The sequence below is a fragment of the Clostridium sp. BSD2780061688st1 H5 genome (assembly GCF_005845155.1).
In the GTDB taxonomy this organism is placed as follows: Bacteria; Bacillota; Clostridia; order Lachnospirales; family Lachnospiraceae; genus Claveliimonas; species Claveliimonas intestinigallinarum.
Genome location: NZ_SPGT01000003.1, coordinates 162,939 through 179,616 on the forward strand (window position 1 = coordinate 162,939; position 16,678 = coordinate 179,616).

Sequence of the window (16,678 nt, forward strand, 5' to 3'; positions counted from 1 at the left end):
GGAACATGTGAGGAACCTGTCTATATCATGTCTGGAATATGTGAAAAGAATTAAATTTCCATAAACTGGAATTCATTAAGAAAGCAGGGCAACACCCTGCTTTCTTATGTATTGGATTTCCTGAACGCTGCCATGCTCCGGATCACGCTTTGAGTCAATTCAGAATCCTGTGTTGTATGTTCTGACAAATCGATCACCTGCTCTGCAGAGTCGGCGTGTTCAGGCTCCTGCTGTATTTTCGGATAGTCTTCTTGAAGGATCTGCCGAACAATTTCCCGGATTGCAGCAAAGCTGACCTCTCCAGACTCTGCCCTTTCCCCCTCATAGGCCAGGATACATCTGGCGATATAGTCTGATTTTTCCCCTTTACCCAGTTCATTTAGAATCTGGGCCGCCCGGACATGATCAGGTTTTTTCTCATTGAATCCGATGGTAAAAGAGTATGGCTTCTTTTTTGCTGTCATACGATCACGCTCCCTGCTGATACAGCCAGTCATAACCTTTCGCATTGGCATGGATATCCTCGATAAACCGATACCGATTCAACATACCAGTTTGTTCTAAAAATGGTTTCAGGAGAATGGAACCGCCACCCAGAAAGATCATATATGTAGACCGTGGATCTATTCCTCTCTCACGCAGACTGGAGAGCAGATCTCTTGCATATGCCTGTACTTCCTCAAGAACCGCCTGTACAATCTCTCCTTCGTAAAAGTCATACTTGCCCTGGATGATATTATCAATATCCATCTCGTCTAAGAGCTGATCGTAATCTGCCCGAATTCCTGTAATCACGCGATTATACAGACTGATGATTCCCATCTCCATAGAGTCGCAGAATTCCATATCTACTTCTCCGTAACGGAACATCAGGTAATCACCCGTAAAGGCACCGATGTCTACAGCAGTTGTACGCGGATACATAGCAATGTCTTTATGATAGAGCATTACGGCTGCATAATCCTGCGGAAACGCCCGTGTGTCTATAATGGAAATATGATAATCCGTATCCTTATAGCGAAAATGGAGCAGTTCCCCATTCCGTCGGAAATATGTCTCATATTTTTCATAAAGTTCGGCGAAATGCTTCGGCGGAAGGCCGATTGGCATCTGTACCTGTATGATATCGCCTTTTTGTACATTTTTATTTAATTCCAGTTCCTTAGCAATCCCCATTAATGTCAATGCGAAAAAACGGGAGTCTTTCGTCTTATCACGCTGGTACGGAATTCGACGATTGCTGGGCAGATAAAATTTCCCGTTGTATTCCAGATATTCCATTCCGCGTCCGGGGGCAAGATCACTGGCACTTATCCCTGTCTTAAATACTGTATTCATCGTTTTTATGTTGCCGTTACCGTGATCCACGGGAATCCTAATACGTTTAATCATAAGTTAATCTCTCCTTTATCCTGTTTACTTATATATACGTGTACTGCACGTAAAACGCAAAAAACTCCCAGAGGATATGTTTCCCCTGAGAGTAAAGTCATTCACCGCTCAACATATAATACGGTATTCTGTCTGAATCCGTTTTCTCTGCAAAAATCCCGATACAACATTTTAAGTTCCTCCATATTAAATGCATCGAACTCCGTCTCATCCTCGAATCCGTCTGAATTAATAAAACCAATCCTGTATGTACCGCCACCAACCGTTACGACTCCCTTACCAGCCTGCTCTATTGTCATTTTCTTCATCCTTTCCTTGTTTCATTTTTATGCAGCCTTAGCTTCCTCCTCTTTTTCGTCCTTTATTCCTTCTCACTCAGGCAACTTTTGCCTGGTTATCTCCATCGAAAGATAGTTTCATCTGACCGACAGACTCCCAGGTTTCATAAGGCACATCCATGTATTCCAGCACGCGCCGCATTCCCAGGCCGCCTTCTTCCGTAGGCTTCATACAGAACTGATACTGTTTCGGATAGTTACACTGCATCCGCTGAAACCGGTTCGGCTCTTCTTCGTTTGTAACGCCAAAGGCGCAGAACATGCATCCTGTCCGCTGCTCCCCGGTTAAGTGGTAAATCCCCTGGGGATCTTTCACGATCTCACCATAGACCGGGCTGATATCAAAAATATAAGACGATCCATCTCTTAATTTGATTTTTTCTCCGATATGTTCATACGCAAACCTCAGAACATCCTGCTTTGTCCACGGACCGAGAGGCTGGCTTTTAATGGTAGAACCGTCATAAACATTACATCCGGTCTTTGAATACTGATGCGCTCTCCGGAAGGATTCATCCTGCGTGATACCGATAAACGGATAACATCCGGTTTCTCTCACATATTTTTTAAACGGTTTCTTCTTCATGACATCACAGCACTTCTCGGAGATTTCAAAGGGTGCATTGATATATTTCTGCCATTTTTTTGCAAGCATACCGAATTTTCCACGCTCATCACCATTTAACAGATAATTCCGATATCTGGGTGACAGGTTTCCATGACGAAGTTTCCTGATCTTGCAGGCATTTTCCTTGCTGATCACCGGATATCCTTCCTTTAGAATAACCTGCCGAAAGCTCATTGCCGGACGCAGCTCCTTATACTCACCAAAGTTCGCTGCTTTCCGCGCAAACTGCACGATTTCCGGGAATTCCAGGCCAGTATTACAGAAAACTGCCGGAACACTTTTTCCCATAGTCATGCGGATCAGAGCCAGAAGAACAGTGGAATCCAGACCTCCGCTGAAGCTGAGGTATACTTGGCCATCCCAATGAACATCCCATTCTTCAATCCGCCTTTTTGCCAACGCGATTTTTGCTTCATAATTCCAGTTTTTCCTCTGTGCGTATATGCCTTTATCTAACTTCAACTCACTATTCTGTATATACATGAATCGCTCCTCCCTAGATTTTTTCTAAATACCTAAGCTCGTTTACTTCTGTTAATTTTCCATGTACCAGATACCGGTAATTTCGTCCGGAACTGACACACGTGGATAATGTCACCACTCTGTCGGTTTCTCCGACAGTTATTCCTGTTTCATAATCAGCAGAAGAAATGATGGCTTCTGTAAAGTCCATAAAATCTGATATTTCAGGAAACGAGTAGATATATGCCTCGCCACTTACTGAGCCTGCATAACACGAAAAGATCTGATATTTCATTACTTTTCCCGGCACATAGATATAAAAAAAGGGATTTTCCTCATATATGTTTCTGTCCTGGTAATCATTCAGTTTTCCAAACATACTGTCATCCTTCATGTTATGACCGTATATAATCGTATTCTGATCCGAAAAGTCCGGGCGATTATGATAATCCATAAAAATACTTCCACTAATCCCAAACTGTCCGGATGCCAGATGCGTAAGATAATATGAATTATCCTCCCCCTGAAGCACCGGATAGCTGATCCCGCCTCCCGGTATGTCAATCCAGGCAATCACATCCGGATTGACTTTCCGTAGTCCGTCAAAGTCTATCTGCAGATATTCATATTTCCCATCGTTTGTATCCGGCTGACTTTCGTCCTGAGTGTCTGGATGTTCGATAAAGTCATCTTCCAGCTCTTCGTATACATCCCGGCTGTCTTCGTAGTCCTGATGTGCTTTCATTAGATGCAAGATTGAATAGGTCAACGCACCGGATGCCATCGCACATATTATAAAAATGAGAAAATACTTCCAATACTTCTTTTTCATCTTGTTCTCCTTTCACTGTGGCTCTGACTGTTTCAGAGCCACATAATAATCATCAATTCCCTTGTTCTCGCCATTCCACTCGCCTTTATCGTCCAGACACCAGACCATTCTCTGGCAGGGAAGCAAAAGTTCCTTACAGATCCGGTAAAGATGCATACATCCCCGCTGAATATTCTCCCGCTTCACTTGAAGGCGGGGGCAGAGTATTTCTGACACCTGACTGCAAATCGAATCATTAAGCAAGCAAAATCCCTTGTAAGATTCACACATTGTTCGTTTAATACACGTTTGACATACCACCGGACGGACAGCGCAGTGGATCAGTTTATCCATATCATATGCTTCGTTTACCCGTACCAGCTTCCTCTGCTTCAATGCTTCCAGAATCTGCGGCATCTTTTTATACTGTGTAACTCCTGCTACGCATAGGAATGTTTTCCCTGTCATATAGTGAGCAATCGTTCCTTTCAGCGGGCCTTCTGTAACATATACTTCTTCAGCGTCCGCATCACCGATCATATGAACCGGACTGCCAGATGATGTTCCCATATTTCTGCCTACGCTGGAGAACCAGACATATTTCCGGTCATCTATCACCTCATCCGCTCGTATCTGCATTCCTTGAATTTTTCCGTCAATCGTCCTGACCGGAATCAGGAACCCGGAATTTCTGTTATGGAAATTTAGCGTCCACTGTCCGTTTTTGTCCTGATAGAATCCCGGCACTCCCTGTACGGTACATCCTTCTTCAATCAAAGTCTCCGTCAGCTTTTTCAAACCGAAAACAGGTGTGCTGCGATATTCTTCGTGGCGGATCTGCTCCTCTGTCAATCCGCGTGTTGTCAAATCTTCAAAGTGCTTTTTTGAAAGAGTTAAATGGGAGAGCAGCATTGAATATGTATGATGGATCTCATTCTCTGAAGCTCTGATACTTTCAGGCACAGCCTTTTCTATATCTTCCTGGGCAAGAACCTTTGCAGCTTCAACAGCTTCGGCAGGTTCTCCTAGACTTAGTTTCTCGCAGATCTCGTCATACGCTTCCCTCGCGGTTAGATTATAATAGCTGCCATAAAGGTTAAGCATCCCGCCTCCGGCGCCGCATTTCACACAGCCATAAACATTTTTCCGGTAATTAATATTCATTTTCGCCTCTCCGCCACAGAAGATGCAGTTAAAATCACTGTCCTCTGCATGAATACGGACAGGTCGTAGACCCATTAATTCCTGTACATCCCGGATGCGGAAAGGGAACTCTTCTACGCGGTGTCTCATGCCAATTCCTTTCTGCGGCTCCCCGCGGGGAGTCGCATTCTAACAATTATCTTCAGGCCGCCTGTTCAAGCAGTACCCGTGCTGCAGCTCGGAGCAGATTATTTCGTCCTTTGTAGTTATTCACATACCACTGCAAAAATCCGGGATTCTCTATTGCAAGCTGCCCCATTGTCTTTCCACTGTTTACACCGTTCCCATCAATCACAACAGATTTTGCCTGCTCAAAATTCAACAGACGGATCAGCTCATCCACAGGCTTTCTTATGTCCAAAGCCGCCGATGCCTGTTTTCCTGCCGTCCGCCCCTGGGGATATGTGGTTCCCCCATTTGGAGGAGCAGTTCTGTACATAGGCTGTGGTGCTGACTGATATCCAGCGTTAGAATAATAATTCTGATTCTGTACCCCTTGAGAAGCATTCTGGTTTTCAAAGTGAGGATCGCCCTGGGGAATTGGGATACCAGAATCCACCGGACTTGGATCACGTTCCTCCATCTCTAAATTGGAATCATTTTCTTCCCCTTCAATGAACTGAATCCCGTATCCTGCATCTGCAAGAGCGCGTCCGGTTGCGGCTGTCTCCGCCGTTTCCAGAAATTTATCACCGAACTTCGGATCATCAGTCCGAAATTTCTGAGACAGGGCGCAGGCCACATAGCTGTCTGGCTGATCTTCCTTATCCAGATAGACTTTTGCCTCAACAATCGCCATATTCTCATTGAGAGAAATAATCTTTTTACTGATCTTTCCATTCGGATTACACAGCCGGAACCAAAGTTTTCTAAACTTCACATCCAGATAAAGCTGTGGTTCTTTTCCCTCCTTTTCGATCACTCTTGCAAACTCCATCGGCTCAAATCCATCAATCCGATTCAATGCAGCGACCGCCTTTGAACGGTTATATAATGGTTCACTCATATTGTCGTTTCTCCTTTCGTAAAAGAAGAGCAGATCATCCCTTATAGAATAGAATCCGCTCTTTCCTCATTTTCTGGAAATTAAATTGCCAGTTTTAATTGTTCACAATCTGTTTCCTGTACATTTTCAGTTGCAGTATGATATTCTGCAACAATCCGTTTCGCCAGTATTGTTTTTCTCATACCACGGTTATCCGTCCGGATTGCCTGATATAATGCTGCCTGTTCCCCTACTATAATCAGCTTTTCTTTTGCTCTGGTCACAGCAGTATATAAAATTGGACGGTTCAGCATGGTATAAAAGCCCTTGATCCACGGAAGGATCACTACGGGATACTCTGAGCCCTGTGATTTATGTACAGTCGTTGCATAAGCAAGCTCAATCTCATCCATATCTTCGGCAGAATAGATAATCTCCCTGTCGTCCGAAAACAACAGTTTTGCTTTCTTCCTGCCTTCCTCGTCCAGAAAGAACTGCCGGATGATTCCCATATCTCCGTTACTGACCAGATCCCTGTTCTTTGTCTGTATAACCTTGTCGCCTTCCCGAAACTTTCGTTTGCCAACCGTCATCGTCCGTTTCCGGCTGTCTTGGGGATTTACAATTTCCCTTAGCACCTGATTCAGCTCATTTACACTGGCAGCACCGCGTTTCCGATAGGGTGTCAGTACCTGAACATCATCTATGCTTTTATCCTGAAGTTCCTGCCGGAAGACTTTCTGCACCAAAGCAGCGGTTTCCTTTGCACCGTTGCACTCCAGGATCTGAAAATCATCTCCTGTATGCAAAGCTCCGGTGTTTTCCTTGATTCGCTGTGCATTTTCATAAATTCTGATGTGCTCTGCCTGCCGATAAACCAGATCCAATACCGTAACCGGAATCAGTCCACATTCGATCAACTGCCGGAACACTTCTCCGGGTCCTACACTGGGGAGCTGATCTGCGTCTCCGATACACAGAATACGGACGTTCCGCTTAATATGCCGGAAAAACTCGTAAGCAAGCCGCATATCTACCATGGAAAATTCATCTACGCACAGGAAGTTCGCATCCAGATATTCAAAATCCTCATTAAGCTCATCATCTCCTGCAAGACCCAGTGCGGAATGCATTGTAGAAGCATTGTCTTCACCAGTACTTTCTGCCATCCTTCTTGCGGCACGCCCAGTAGGAGCCATCAACTGCACTTGATCATCACACAACTGTTTCTGAATATAGAGGATCACCTTCAATACCGTTGTTTTTCCGGTTCCCGGTCCTCCCGTGATAATAGATACAGGATGTGCGAATGTCATGCGTACTGCTTTCGCCTGTGCTTCTGAAAGCCGGATATTCAACACCTGCTGCGCTTCTTCCAGCTCTTTCTCCACATTATAGAGCGGTACTTTATCCAGCAGATGAGCGACAAGCATTTTTGCCGTCTCCCTTTCCATTTCGTAGAAACCATACTCATAGATACGGTTTCCCTCCACAATAAGATCACGCTGCAATGCCAACTGATACAAAACCCTCTGGATCTGCCGTTCATTTACAGCCTGCTGGGGCAATTCCGCATTCAATAGTTCCAATGCCTTCGATATAAGGCTCTTCTGATACAAATATAGATCCCCCTCGCTGGCCGCTTTTTTCATCAAATATGAAATACCGCCTGCAATACGAATGGGATCATTCAGGTTCGCATTGAACTTTTTCGCAATCTTATCAACTGTAAGGAAGCCAAAGCCTTTGATCTCGCAGAGTTTATAAGGGCGCTGCCGAATAATCTCCGGCGCCATCGAGCCAAATTCAAGAAGAATTTTCTTCACCTGACTTGATGTTATCTTGTAAGGTGCAAGAAATGTCATTAACTCCCGAAAGCACTGATTTTCATTATAAGCGCTCTTGATCTCATCCAGCTTTTTCTCATTGATTCCGCGGATTGCTAAGAGTTCCTCCGGATGCTGCTCCATAATCTCCAAGGCATCCAGTCCAAAACGGTCAAAGATTGCCTGCGCTGTCTTTTCTCCAATCCCCCGGATAGCCCCCGATGACAGATAGCCGATAATTCCTTCCTTCGTTCTCTTTACAATCTCCATATGTGTTTCTACTTCAAACTGCGTACCGTACTTCGGATTGTTTACCCAGTATCCGGTCAGCTCATATGTGAGATTTTTGATCAACGGAAGATCATTCCCTACTGCCGTAATTATAAATCCGTTACCAGCCGGCTTTTTCCTTGCCTCGTTTGGAATCGAAGGATCTGCAGTCCAATAAGCTGCTATCGTATATCCGTTGGCTTCATTCTGAAATATTTTTGACTGGAATCTGCATTTCATCCAACTGCCTCCAATCCTTTACCGGGATCAGCGTCTGCTTATTATCCGGATAATACCGGAATACAGCCATCTGATCCTGAAATGCTTTTTTAATCTCAATCTCCATACCGCTGCTGATCCGACTGCCGCAGATAATAAGCAGATGGCAGTGCTCCAACACCGATATCCCGAAAGAAAGGGCAAGCGCCCTTTCTTCCGGATCATGGTCATCCAGCAGCTCCGGTAAATATGCATGAGGTGCATAAGCCCGGTATCCGAATTCTTTTGCAACCTCTGCCACACACCGTCTTGCATACACCATATTCTGCTGAATTTCCTGATCTGTTTCCGCAGATAACGGAGAACAGATATATGCTTTTACCTTTGTATCCATCAGGCTGCCTCCTTTTTCACTCGGAAAGTGCGACTGACAGATTCAGACACTACGTCAGCATAGGCATCCGGATACAGGTTCTCCAGCTTCGTGATATTTTCTTTATTCACAATTTTTCTGTTGGTGGGATTATAAGTAATTCTGTATCTGTCATTCCCAGATAACAGTACTGCTGAACAATTTTTCCCCAGTTTCTCCACAAAGGGAATACTTAAGGCTTTCTGCTCCTGTTCAATCTTTCTCCTCATTGCATCCAGACGCGATTTCCGTTCCGCCAACTGAAGATAGCGGTCAATCTGATTCTTATCCTCTTCATCAAGATTAATTGGCGGAAGCGTCTGATCCGGCGTACCGGCATATCGGCGGATACTCTCCAGCACCAGATCCGGCTGCTCCTCATACGGAGGCTCCCGTCTCACCTGCACCTGCTCTATCCAGAAATATTTTTCTTTCTCAATGAGCTGTTCTTCCAGATCAAGATCTCTGTCAATCCTGCGGATAAAGAACTCCGAGTCATTGTTTCCATACAGGCAGGCTATATAGGCCACCTTATAATTTTTAACTGCCATGTAATGACGGCACTGCCACTCATAATTAATTGGCACCTGATTATCTTTCCACTTGAACTGGCTGTTATAATTGCAGGTTTTACATTCCAGAATCCCTTTTGTTCCATCCGGAAAAACAATTACAAAATCAAGATCCGCAATCATAAAGGGATACATGGGATGGCTGTACATATTCTTATCTTCGTATACTTCAAGCCCAGTTTTTCTTGAGAAGATCATTGCGACCAACTCTTCCAGGCGATTTCCGACCTGTTTCGCAACCCAGTTGTCCTCCTCTGGATCGATCCGGATCGGTTTCCATCCGATCTTATCGTAGTAGAGATCTCTTCTTGTAGCCCAAGGGGAAACCCCCATCACAATCGAAGCCTCACTGCCTCCGATTCCAAGCCGCCGGTCCTTCAGCCATTCCTCCCTTGTCAGATTTGCTGTACTCTTAATAATGTTTGGTTCATAGTTCAAATTCAGCATCTATGTCCTCCTTTATTTCCATGCAACGGTTCCGGATACATCAAATTCGCTCCAGTCATACTTCAGCATTCGCATCAGTTTTTCCTCCAGCCTTAAGAGCTGGGCATTGCCGCTTCCTCTGCAGGCCGCAAAGAAAAGAACCTCATTCAACGCATAATAGATTTCATGCGCATTCGTAGGCCCTTCTCCGCTCTGTGCCACAAAGAGGTCAACCGCCTCGCTCCCGATCTTTTTTCCAATATCCAGCTTGTTGATCAGACCGATCATGGTATTAACCGGATGTTCAATCGGAATCTCAAGTAATTTCTCCAAATTTTCGATTGCCTGTTTATAACGGGAATAAATCTGATTTAACTGTTCCTTGAAATACTCAATATCTGCTTCCCCGGAATGGGAAATGCGAATCGGATCTCCCAGGTTGATCACCTGGTTATTGCTGTCACAGAGCAGCATCTGACTGATTGTAACGCTCTTAGCCGCCACATCAGATGTAGAAAGCCTAAGTGCCGGTGCATAAACCTGGCGCTTAATTCCGTACTGTTTCAAAGCACTCTGGTAGGCATCCACAAGTTCCGGATTTCCTGAAAGTTCCCACATAGCTGTAGCAGAAGAGTGATCATATGAGCCCGAAGACTCAATATACTTTGTTCCAGGATAGTTCTTATAGAGATAGAAGATCGTCTCCTGAAAGATCTGTTCCATATTCAGGATTTTATAATCCGTCACATCTCCTCCATGAACAGCCGCCACCTTTCCATCAGACAGCCGGATCAATGATAATCCTTTTGCAGTCTGCAGGCACATGTTCACAATCCTGGCATACCGTTTCCGATCCAGACGTTTTAATCCGTCTCCTTTGACTCCCGCCCGTGATAAGATTGTATGGATGGCGCAGTCTCTGACCGGAAGATATTCACCCGGGAAATCAGTTCCCGGCACTTTCAGCATCAACTGTGTGTGATTTTTCGTATCTGACAGGATTTCCTCATACTGGGGAAGCCCCGCATACGCTTTCTTTACCTTCTCGTCCTCCATAGGGATCAGCCGCAGCGCTTTTGTCGGTTTTCGCAGCCATTTACAGTGATTCATTCGGTTCCGCAGGAATTCCATCAGATCCCCTTCTTCTGCGAACTGAGTACAGAACCCATCCGCGTACACATTTGCTTCATTCATGTTTCTTTCCACCTTTCATATAATGATTTATTCATCAACAGCACGAAGCTGTTTCTGACAATAAAAAAAGAATGGACAAAACATACTCGTTCTTATCCATTCTTATCGTTGTGGCAGATCTGCCTAAATATAAAAAACGCCATAAACACCCACGCGGGCAGTCTACGGCACCTGTCTACAATCATAAACAACCTATGCTCGGATGACAGATCATCCTGTCATCTTTCATGCCCGGGATTCTCATCTATCCCAGAACTTCCCCACAAGGGGTACGCATAAACAATAATACACTCGTATACTAACACAATATATAGTGTGTGTCAATTATTCAAATCCATATATCATGTTATTTACTCTCAATAATAATCTCAATCTTTTTCCGCAAAAAGTCACAGCAGCTTAGCTCGGAATATCCGTCTTGTCGTTCTGCGGCTTCTATTACAGCTTGACTATTACATTCTGTGAAAAATGGACAATTCTCACATCCGTTTGATAATGTCTGGATCATCCAGTCCACTTCCTTCTGTGTTCCTGTTACCCGCACTTCCGTCACTCCCCCTATTGCATAATATCCCGACATACTGGAACTATAAATCATATAATATTCTGTTTTTAAAACATCTTATTTTGCTTTTAAAAGAATATACATATATTTTATTCCGTAATTTCATGTCTGTAAATAGTATAAAATTTCAAAGTAGAAAGAGGTGATATTTTGGATTCTAAATTTATTGCGGACCGCATAACAGAACTTCGTTTGAAGAAAAATGTGTCAGAATATCAGATGAGTCTGGATCTTGGACGGAATAAGACATATATCCAGTCCATTACGTCCGGACGCAATCTCCCCAAAATGAACCACTTTCTCGATATCTGTGATTACCTGGGCGTTACCCCTATGGAATTCTTTGATGATGAGCTGCATCACATCCCATTGCAGCAAAAGGCAAATGAGCTGCTAAAGCAGTTGGATGAAGAGGATCTGCTTGCCGTCATCTCTATCTTAAACCGACTGGCGGCAAAACACAAATAGAAGATAATGGAAATACAGACAGTAAAATCCCCCAGATCAATGAATGATCCAGGGGATTCTGTTTATAATGAAGACAGCCGGTATCCGACACCGCGCACTGTCTGAAGATATTTCGGATGAGAAGGATCTGGTTCAATTTTCATCCTTAATTTGTATATCACGCAGGTTACTGCGTTTATATAGTCATCTGTCTCATGTTTCCAGACAGCTTCATAAATCTGCTCCTTACTGAGTACCCGATTTATATTATGGAGAAGATAAAGTAGAGTGTCGAACTCTAATCTTGAAAGATTAATTTCTTTACCATCTTGAAAGATGTATCTCTGATCTGGAATAATTTTGAGATTCTTGTATATAATCGTTTGTTCACTAAACAGCATTGGTTCCTCAAAAACATTATTTGATTTTTCTATTCTACTTTTTTCAAATGGAATTATTAGAATTTCCCCATAGTACCACCACCTCGCGTAAAATCTCATATTAATATTTATTCAGTTTGATGACTCTCAGGGCTCTGCGAACAGATTTAGTTCTGTGACTATATTTTTAGAATAACGAAATTTCATTCTAACATTTTTATTTCTGCAGAGTTGATACAGATACTCCGAACATTTTAGATATATAACTGCTGTTCCTTGTTCCTGTTTTATCTCAAACTTTTCAAAGCACTTTTTTCCGTCCACTTCAAAGCAAAGGATCTGTCTCTCCATAATTCTATATAGATCATCAACATTGATTAGTCTATTCGTAATATATGTATACTGGAACCATCCAATTCCCCTGTTTGTATTAATCACTTGACAGAAATATTCCTCGTACTTCTCAGTAATCATCTTTCTCATATTCAATACCATATATAATAAATCACTTGATCTGATTACTTGAAGTAAAGGTCTCAAAAATTCATCTGTAATAACCGGCATATCAGAGAAACCATTAATTGTTATTTTATGTATTTCCCCATCTTCTATAAATTCTCTTACCTTACGGACTATACTTCCTTTATCTTTTGGCACAAATATTACATCTTCTGCTCCTGCTGAAATGTATCGTTCTCTATCATCTGTAGCATTGTCCGCTATAACAAAGCAAGGTGGAATTTCTTCACAAAACCTTTTGAAAAGTGAATGATTCCTAAACGTGTAGAGAAGGTTCATTGCACCTCCCAATTCTGTATTAGCATCGCAAAGGATCAGTTGAACACCAATATTTTTAATTACTAAGTCTTCTGCCAAAATCTGATTTCTGATGCCCAAAATCCGAAATTCTGTTTCTGCAAAATTTGTTTGCATTTCTGCAATCTGTTTTTCTGAATCTGATATATAAAGTATACGATACCGAAAGACTTTCTCCTCTGCGGGCAAAAAACTATTCGCGTAGTTTATAATTGTCTCCATCATTAAAGTTCCTTCACTCTTATCGATGTAGCTTTCTGCCCCAAGCCGCTTTGCCTGAGCTTCGTATTCGTCTCTCTCATAACTAGACATTACCAGAACGGGCAATGCCGGGTAATTTCGCTTAATATACGATAAAAGCAGCAATCCATTTCCATCCCACAACTTAACATCTGTACATACAATTAAGGGGCATTCTTTTTTCAGATATTCTTTCGCCTCATTTACTCCCGTTACTGTCTCCGTAGGAAATCCTGCATATTTAAGTCTTAAACTAATCATATATCGCAATGCATCATTATCTTCTATAATTAGAATTTTCCTCATCTCAGCCACCTCTTATGGTACTATATGTCCTAAAATCCAATTATTATTTTGGATTCTATATTCTTTAATATCAAAACACACCGAGGCAATGACCTACTGTCTATACTTATTTTATTCCACAGTCTTAATGCGTTCGACAAGAGAATGATGTTTTAAACTGTTTGTCATGAATACAGTTAATATAATTTGGACGAGTATCAAAAACAACAAATACACTAAAACCACAGGCCACGGAAATTTATAAAAATAGTATGGATTTGCTGATTTAATTGCATTTACACACAAGATGCCTAATCCTGAACCAATAACTACTGTAAAGAAAGTAGTAACCACCGCATAAATTATGCCTTCATACCGAAGCATCTGCGAAAGTTGTTTGAGGCTCAATCCGACTGCCTGCAAAACACTGATTTCCTGTCTGCGGGAAAGGAAATTAGTAATTGATGTATTCACAAGATTTATCAATGAGAAACATGCCACACAGATTGCAACAATTAACATAACACTATTCATAAATTGCTGTTGGTACGTATAATAATTAAGGCTTTCCTGGAAAGTATAAATTGAAAGCCCAGGATTATTATTTACTACTTGTGTCAATGCTGCTTCAACATCATCAGATTTTTGTGATTCCGTACTAACTTCTAAAATGGCAGTACAATCTGTCCCCATAAAAGAGTTCATAAGATCTGATGGCATCGTAAAGCACTTCTTATTTCCGGCATATTGGTAATTACTTGCAATTCCCATTACTGTAAATGTTTCCGTAACATTTTCTCCTGTTGCATTTGTAGCCTGAATATCGATAGTATCGCCCAACGAGGCAGAACAATATCCGTCATCCGCTCGATCCTGCAATAAAACTACTCCTTTTTGTGAAACCAACGTATCATAGTCAACAGTACCTTCTAACAGATTTTCTTCCAGTCCAATAACCTCATCTCTGGTATAGCCCTGTACGTTTTTTACTTCTGAACCATTAACATAGCAAATTGCATCAATAGAATACCATCGTTTTGCTCCTGTAACGCCATCTAAAGCTGTAATCTCATTCACAAAATCATCATTGAATATATTCTGCGCCTGTAATTGTGAGACAGACGCCTCATCACTCTCATTCAATTCAAGTTGATATTCTCCATATGGAAAACTCTTTCCTCTTACTTCCGCTGCTCCATCGTAAGAAATCATAAGAGTAGATACTATTACAAGCAAAATCCCTCCAATCGACAAAGAAGTAATGGTCAGCAAAAACTTTTTCTTATTTCGAGAGAGATTCATTTTTGCTAATGCCATAGTAGAAATTTTTCTGTGTAATTTAGAACTTTTCTTTATCTTCCCCTGATAAGAGGTATATCGAATTGCTTCAATCGGCGATACAAGAGCCGCTTTCTTTACGGGTGTACGGATAGAAAACATTATAATTACAAATGCAAACAAAGCCACAACTATTGTTATAATTAAAGTTGTAAGCCAGTTCCAGCCATCAGGGATGATAAAATAACCAACAAGATTTCCTACCATTAAACCTATTGGAATACCAATCCATGACAACTTTTTACCTTCTCGATATACAATTTTCCTGATTTGCTTTTTTGTCGTTCCTAGCGTGCGAAGTTGCCCGTAATTTCTTATATTCTCAGCAACAGAAATATAAAAAATCGAATATATCACAATTCCAGAGCCGATAAAAGTAATTGCTCCAACTAAAAGATAGAGATACATATCACTATTGAAAAGACCTCTTTCCATTGTCACAAAATAATTAGACCGGACGATCACCTGTTCATTAGAAATGTTTAATTTTTCTGCCAGTAAATTTGCATAATCCGTTACTTCATCTTCAGTCATACTTTCCGCATTTTTCAGTCCTATATAGTAATCAAGCGAGGCTGATCCACCATTTTGTTGATTGGCATACTCTTTCGATACCATCCCCATATAGCTACCTATATCTCCCATCTCAACATTTATAATGCCAGATAAGGTAAACTCAAATATTTCACCGTCAGAAAGGGGAATGGAAATAGTTTGGCCCAGGTCTGTGCTATATCCTAATTCTTCCAAAAAGGATTTTTGCAACATGATTTCATTTGCTAGAACGGGGATATTTCCGCTATATGTCATATCTTGTGCTTTAAACATTTCATCATTTCCATATTGCATGTAAAAAACAGAATTATTTACTTGTTCAGTCGATACAAGCGTAAACTCGCCAATCCAATCGATCTGATCCTGTTCATACAATTTATCCCCCTGCTCCTGCGAAATATTCATCAGTACGATTTGCGCAGTATCTTTTGTCCTGTTAATAGTTGCCTGTGAAGTTCCAAATCCATAAAGCATAATTGCTAACAGAAGTGCAGCCGCAAGTGCAATTGTAATTACAGTAAAAAAATTTCTTTTCTTATTTGCCATTATACTTCTATTTGATATACGCTTAATTACAGCACTTGTGTTATTTTCAAATGGTAAAGTCATAGCCCATCCCCCTTATGCAATAATCTTTCCGTCCTCAATTCGCACAATGCGATCCGCAAGTTGAGCAATCTCACTGTTATGTGTAATCATTACCAAAGTTTGATTAAACTCCCGGCTGGTACGTTGAAGCAAGCCGAGAACATCAGCGCTAGTCTTACTGTCTAAATTTCCAGTAGGCTCGTCAGCCAAGATAATTGCTGGCTTAGCAATCAATGCGCGGGCTATGGCAACCCGTTGTTGCTGTCCGCCGGAAAGATTATTCGGCATATTTTGGAGCTTATCTTCCAAACCCAACATTTTTACCACTTCATCCATAAAATTCTGATCCACCGTATCTCCATCTAATTCCACCGGAAGGACGATATTTTCATATACATTAAGGATTGGCACAAGATTATAATTCTGGAATACAAATCCAATATTGCGGCGTCGAAAAATAGTAAGCTGCTCGTCATTCATTTTTGCCAACTCTTTTCCACTCACTACTACGCTACCAGAAGTAGGTGTATCCAGGCCACCCATCATGTGGAGTAAAGTAGACTTGCCAGAGCCAGATGTACCAACAACAGCCACAAATTCGCCTTCCTCTACGGAAAAATTCACTCCGTCAAGAGCGTGGGTAATGTTCGGTTCTGTACCGTAACACTTTTTCAAGTTATTAGTCTGTAAAACGTTCATAATGTTCAATCCTTTCTTTGTTTACAA

The 16,678-nt window shown here is 41.9% G+C and carries 16 protein-coding genes; 1 reads left to right on the forward strand and 15 read right to left on the reverse strand.

Annotated features, from left to right (window positions below):
- Positions 1-104: 104 nt before the first annotated feature.
- The 11 genes from FGQ86_RS03415 to FGQ86_RS03465 all read right to left on the reverse strand — a co-directional run bounded on the left by FGQ86_RS03415 (position 105) and on the right by FGQ86_RS03465 (position 10,738).
- The gene (locus FGQ86_RS03415) at positions 105-464 is read right to left on the reverse strand and encodes a hypothetical protein (protein WP_138303010.1); all 360 of its coding nucleotides are present in this window, start codon (positions 462-464) and stop codon (positions 105-107) included.
- A 4-nt stretch (positions 465-468) separates the two neighbouring features.
- Complete coding sequence (locus FGQ86_RS03420; RefSeq protein ID WP_138303011.1) at positions 469-1,392, reverse strand: ParM/StbA family protein; 924 nt, start codon at positions 1,390-1,392, stop codon at positions 469-471.
- Positions 1,393-1,493: 101 nt separating this feature from the next.
- On the reverse strand, positions 1,494-1,691 hold the full coding sequence (locus FGQ86_RS03425) for a hypothetical protein (RefSeq protein ID WP_138303012.1): 198 nt from the start codon (positions 1,689-1,691) through the stop codon (positions 1,494-1,496).
- Between the two features lie 76 nt (positions 1,692-1,767).
- Positions 1,768-2,841 carry a phosphoadenosine phosphosulfate reductase family protein gene (locus tag FGQ86_RS03430; RefSeq protein WP_138303013.1) on the reverse strand — a complete coding sequence of 358 codons (1,074 nt, stop codon included), beginning with the start codon at positions 2,839-2,841 and terminating at the stop codon, positions 1,768-1,770.
- 13 nt (positions 2,842-2,854) lie between these two features.
- Positions 2,855-3,652 (reverse strand): class B sortase, encoded by a 798-nt coding sequence (gene srtB, locus FGQ86_RS03435; protein ID WP_138303014.1) that lies wholly within the window; start codon positions 3,650-3,652, stop codon positions 2,855-2,857.
- A gap of 12 nt (positions 3,653-3,664) precedes the next feature.
- Positions 3,665-4,795, reverse strand: a complete 1,131-nt coding sequence (locus tag FGQ86_RS03440; protein ID WP_243127143.1) for a DNA primase — start codon at positions 4,793-4,795, stop codon at positions 3,665-3,667.
- A gap of 181 nt (positions 4,796-4,976) precedes the next feature.
- Entirely contained in the window at positions 4,977-5,840 is an 864-nt protein-coding gene (locus tag FGQ86_RS03445) for a hypothetical protein (RefSeq protein ID WP_138303016.1), read from the reverse strand.
- Positions 5,841-5,920: 80 nt separating this feature from the next.
- Positions 5,921-8,155: an ATP-dependent RecD-like DNA helicase gene (locus tag FGQ86_RS03450; RefSeq protein WP_138303017.1), complete on the reverse strand. Its 2,235-nt coding sequence runs from the start codon at positions 8,153-8,155 to the stop codon at positions 5,921-5,923.
- Positions 8,118-8,528 (reverse strand): hypothetical protein, encoded by a 411-nt coding sequence (locus FGQ86_RS03455; protein ID WP_138303018.1) that lies wholly within the window; start codon positions 8,526-8,528, stop codon positions 8,118-8,120. The genes FGQ86_RS03450 and FGQ86_RS03455 overlap by 38 nt, the downstream gene beginning before the upstream one ends.
- Positions 8,528-9,565: a lambda-exonuclease family protein gene (locus tag FGQ86_RS03460; RefSeq protein WP_243127145.1), complete on the reverse strand. Its 1,038-nt coding sequence runs from the start codon at positions 9,563-9,565 to the stop codon at positions 8,528-8,530. Before FGQ86_RS03460 ends, FGQ86_RS03455 begins: the two co-directional genes overlap by 1 nt.
- Before the next feature lie 12 nt (positions 9,566-9,577).
- Positions 9,578-10,738, reverse strand: coding sequence for a hypothetical protein (locus FGQ86_RS03465; RefSeq protein ID WP_087151962.1), 1,161 nt, complete (start codon positions 10,736-10,738; stop codon positions 9,578-9,580).
- A 715-nt stretch (positions 10,739-11,453) separates the two neighbouring features.
- Between FGQ86_RS03465 and FGQ86_RS03470 the strand changes: the two genes are divergently transcribed.
- Positions 11,454-11,771: a helix-turn-helix transcriptional regulator gene (locus tag FGQ86_RS03470; RefSeq protein ID WP_087151960.1), complete on the forward strand. Its 318-nt coding sequence runs from the start codon at positions 11,454-11,456 to the stop codon at positions 11,769-11,771.
- 62 nt (positions 11,772-11,833) lie between these two features.
- Here the strand turns inward: FGQ86_RS03470 and FGQ86_RS03475 are convergent, their stop codons facing one another.
- From FGQ86_RS03475 to FGQ86_RS03490, 4 genes are all read right to left on the reverse strand, one after another.
- Positions 11,834-12,250 carry a winged helix-turn-helix domain-containing protein gene (locus tag FGQ86_RS03475; protein ID WP_138303019.1) on the reverse strand — a complete coding sequence of 139 codons (417 nt, stop codon included), beginning with the start codon at positions 12,248-12,250 and terminating at the stop codon, positions 11,834-11,836.
- A 27-nt stretch (positions 12,251-12,277) separates the two neighbouring features.
- Entirely contained in the window at positions 12,278-13,492 is a 1,215-nt protein-coding gene (locus FGQ86_RS03480; protein WP_138303020.1) for a response regulator, read from the reverse strand.
- Between the two features lie 111 nt (positions 13,493-13,603).
- Positions 13,604-15,973, reverse strand: a complete 2,370-nt coding sequence (locus FGQ86_RS03485; protein ID WP_138303021.1) for an ABC transporter permease — start codon at positions 15,971-15,973, stop codon at positions 13,604-13,606.
- A 12-nt stretch (positions 15,974-15,985) separates the two neighbouring features.
- Positions 15,986-16,651, reverse strand: a complete 666-nt coding sequence (locus FGQ86_RS03490; protein ID WP_138303022.1) for an ABC transporter ATP-binding protein — start codon at positions 16,649-16,651, stop codon at positions 15,986-15,988.
- Positions 16,652-16,678 lie beyond the last annotated feature (27 nt).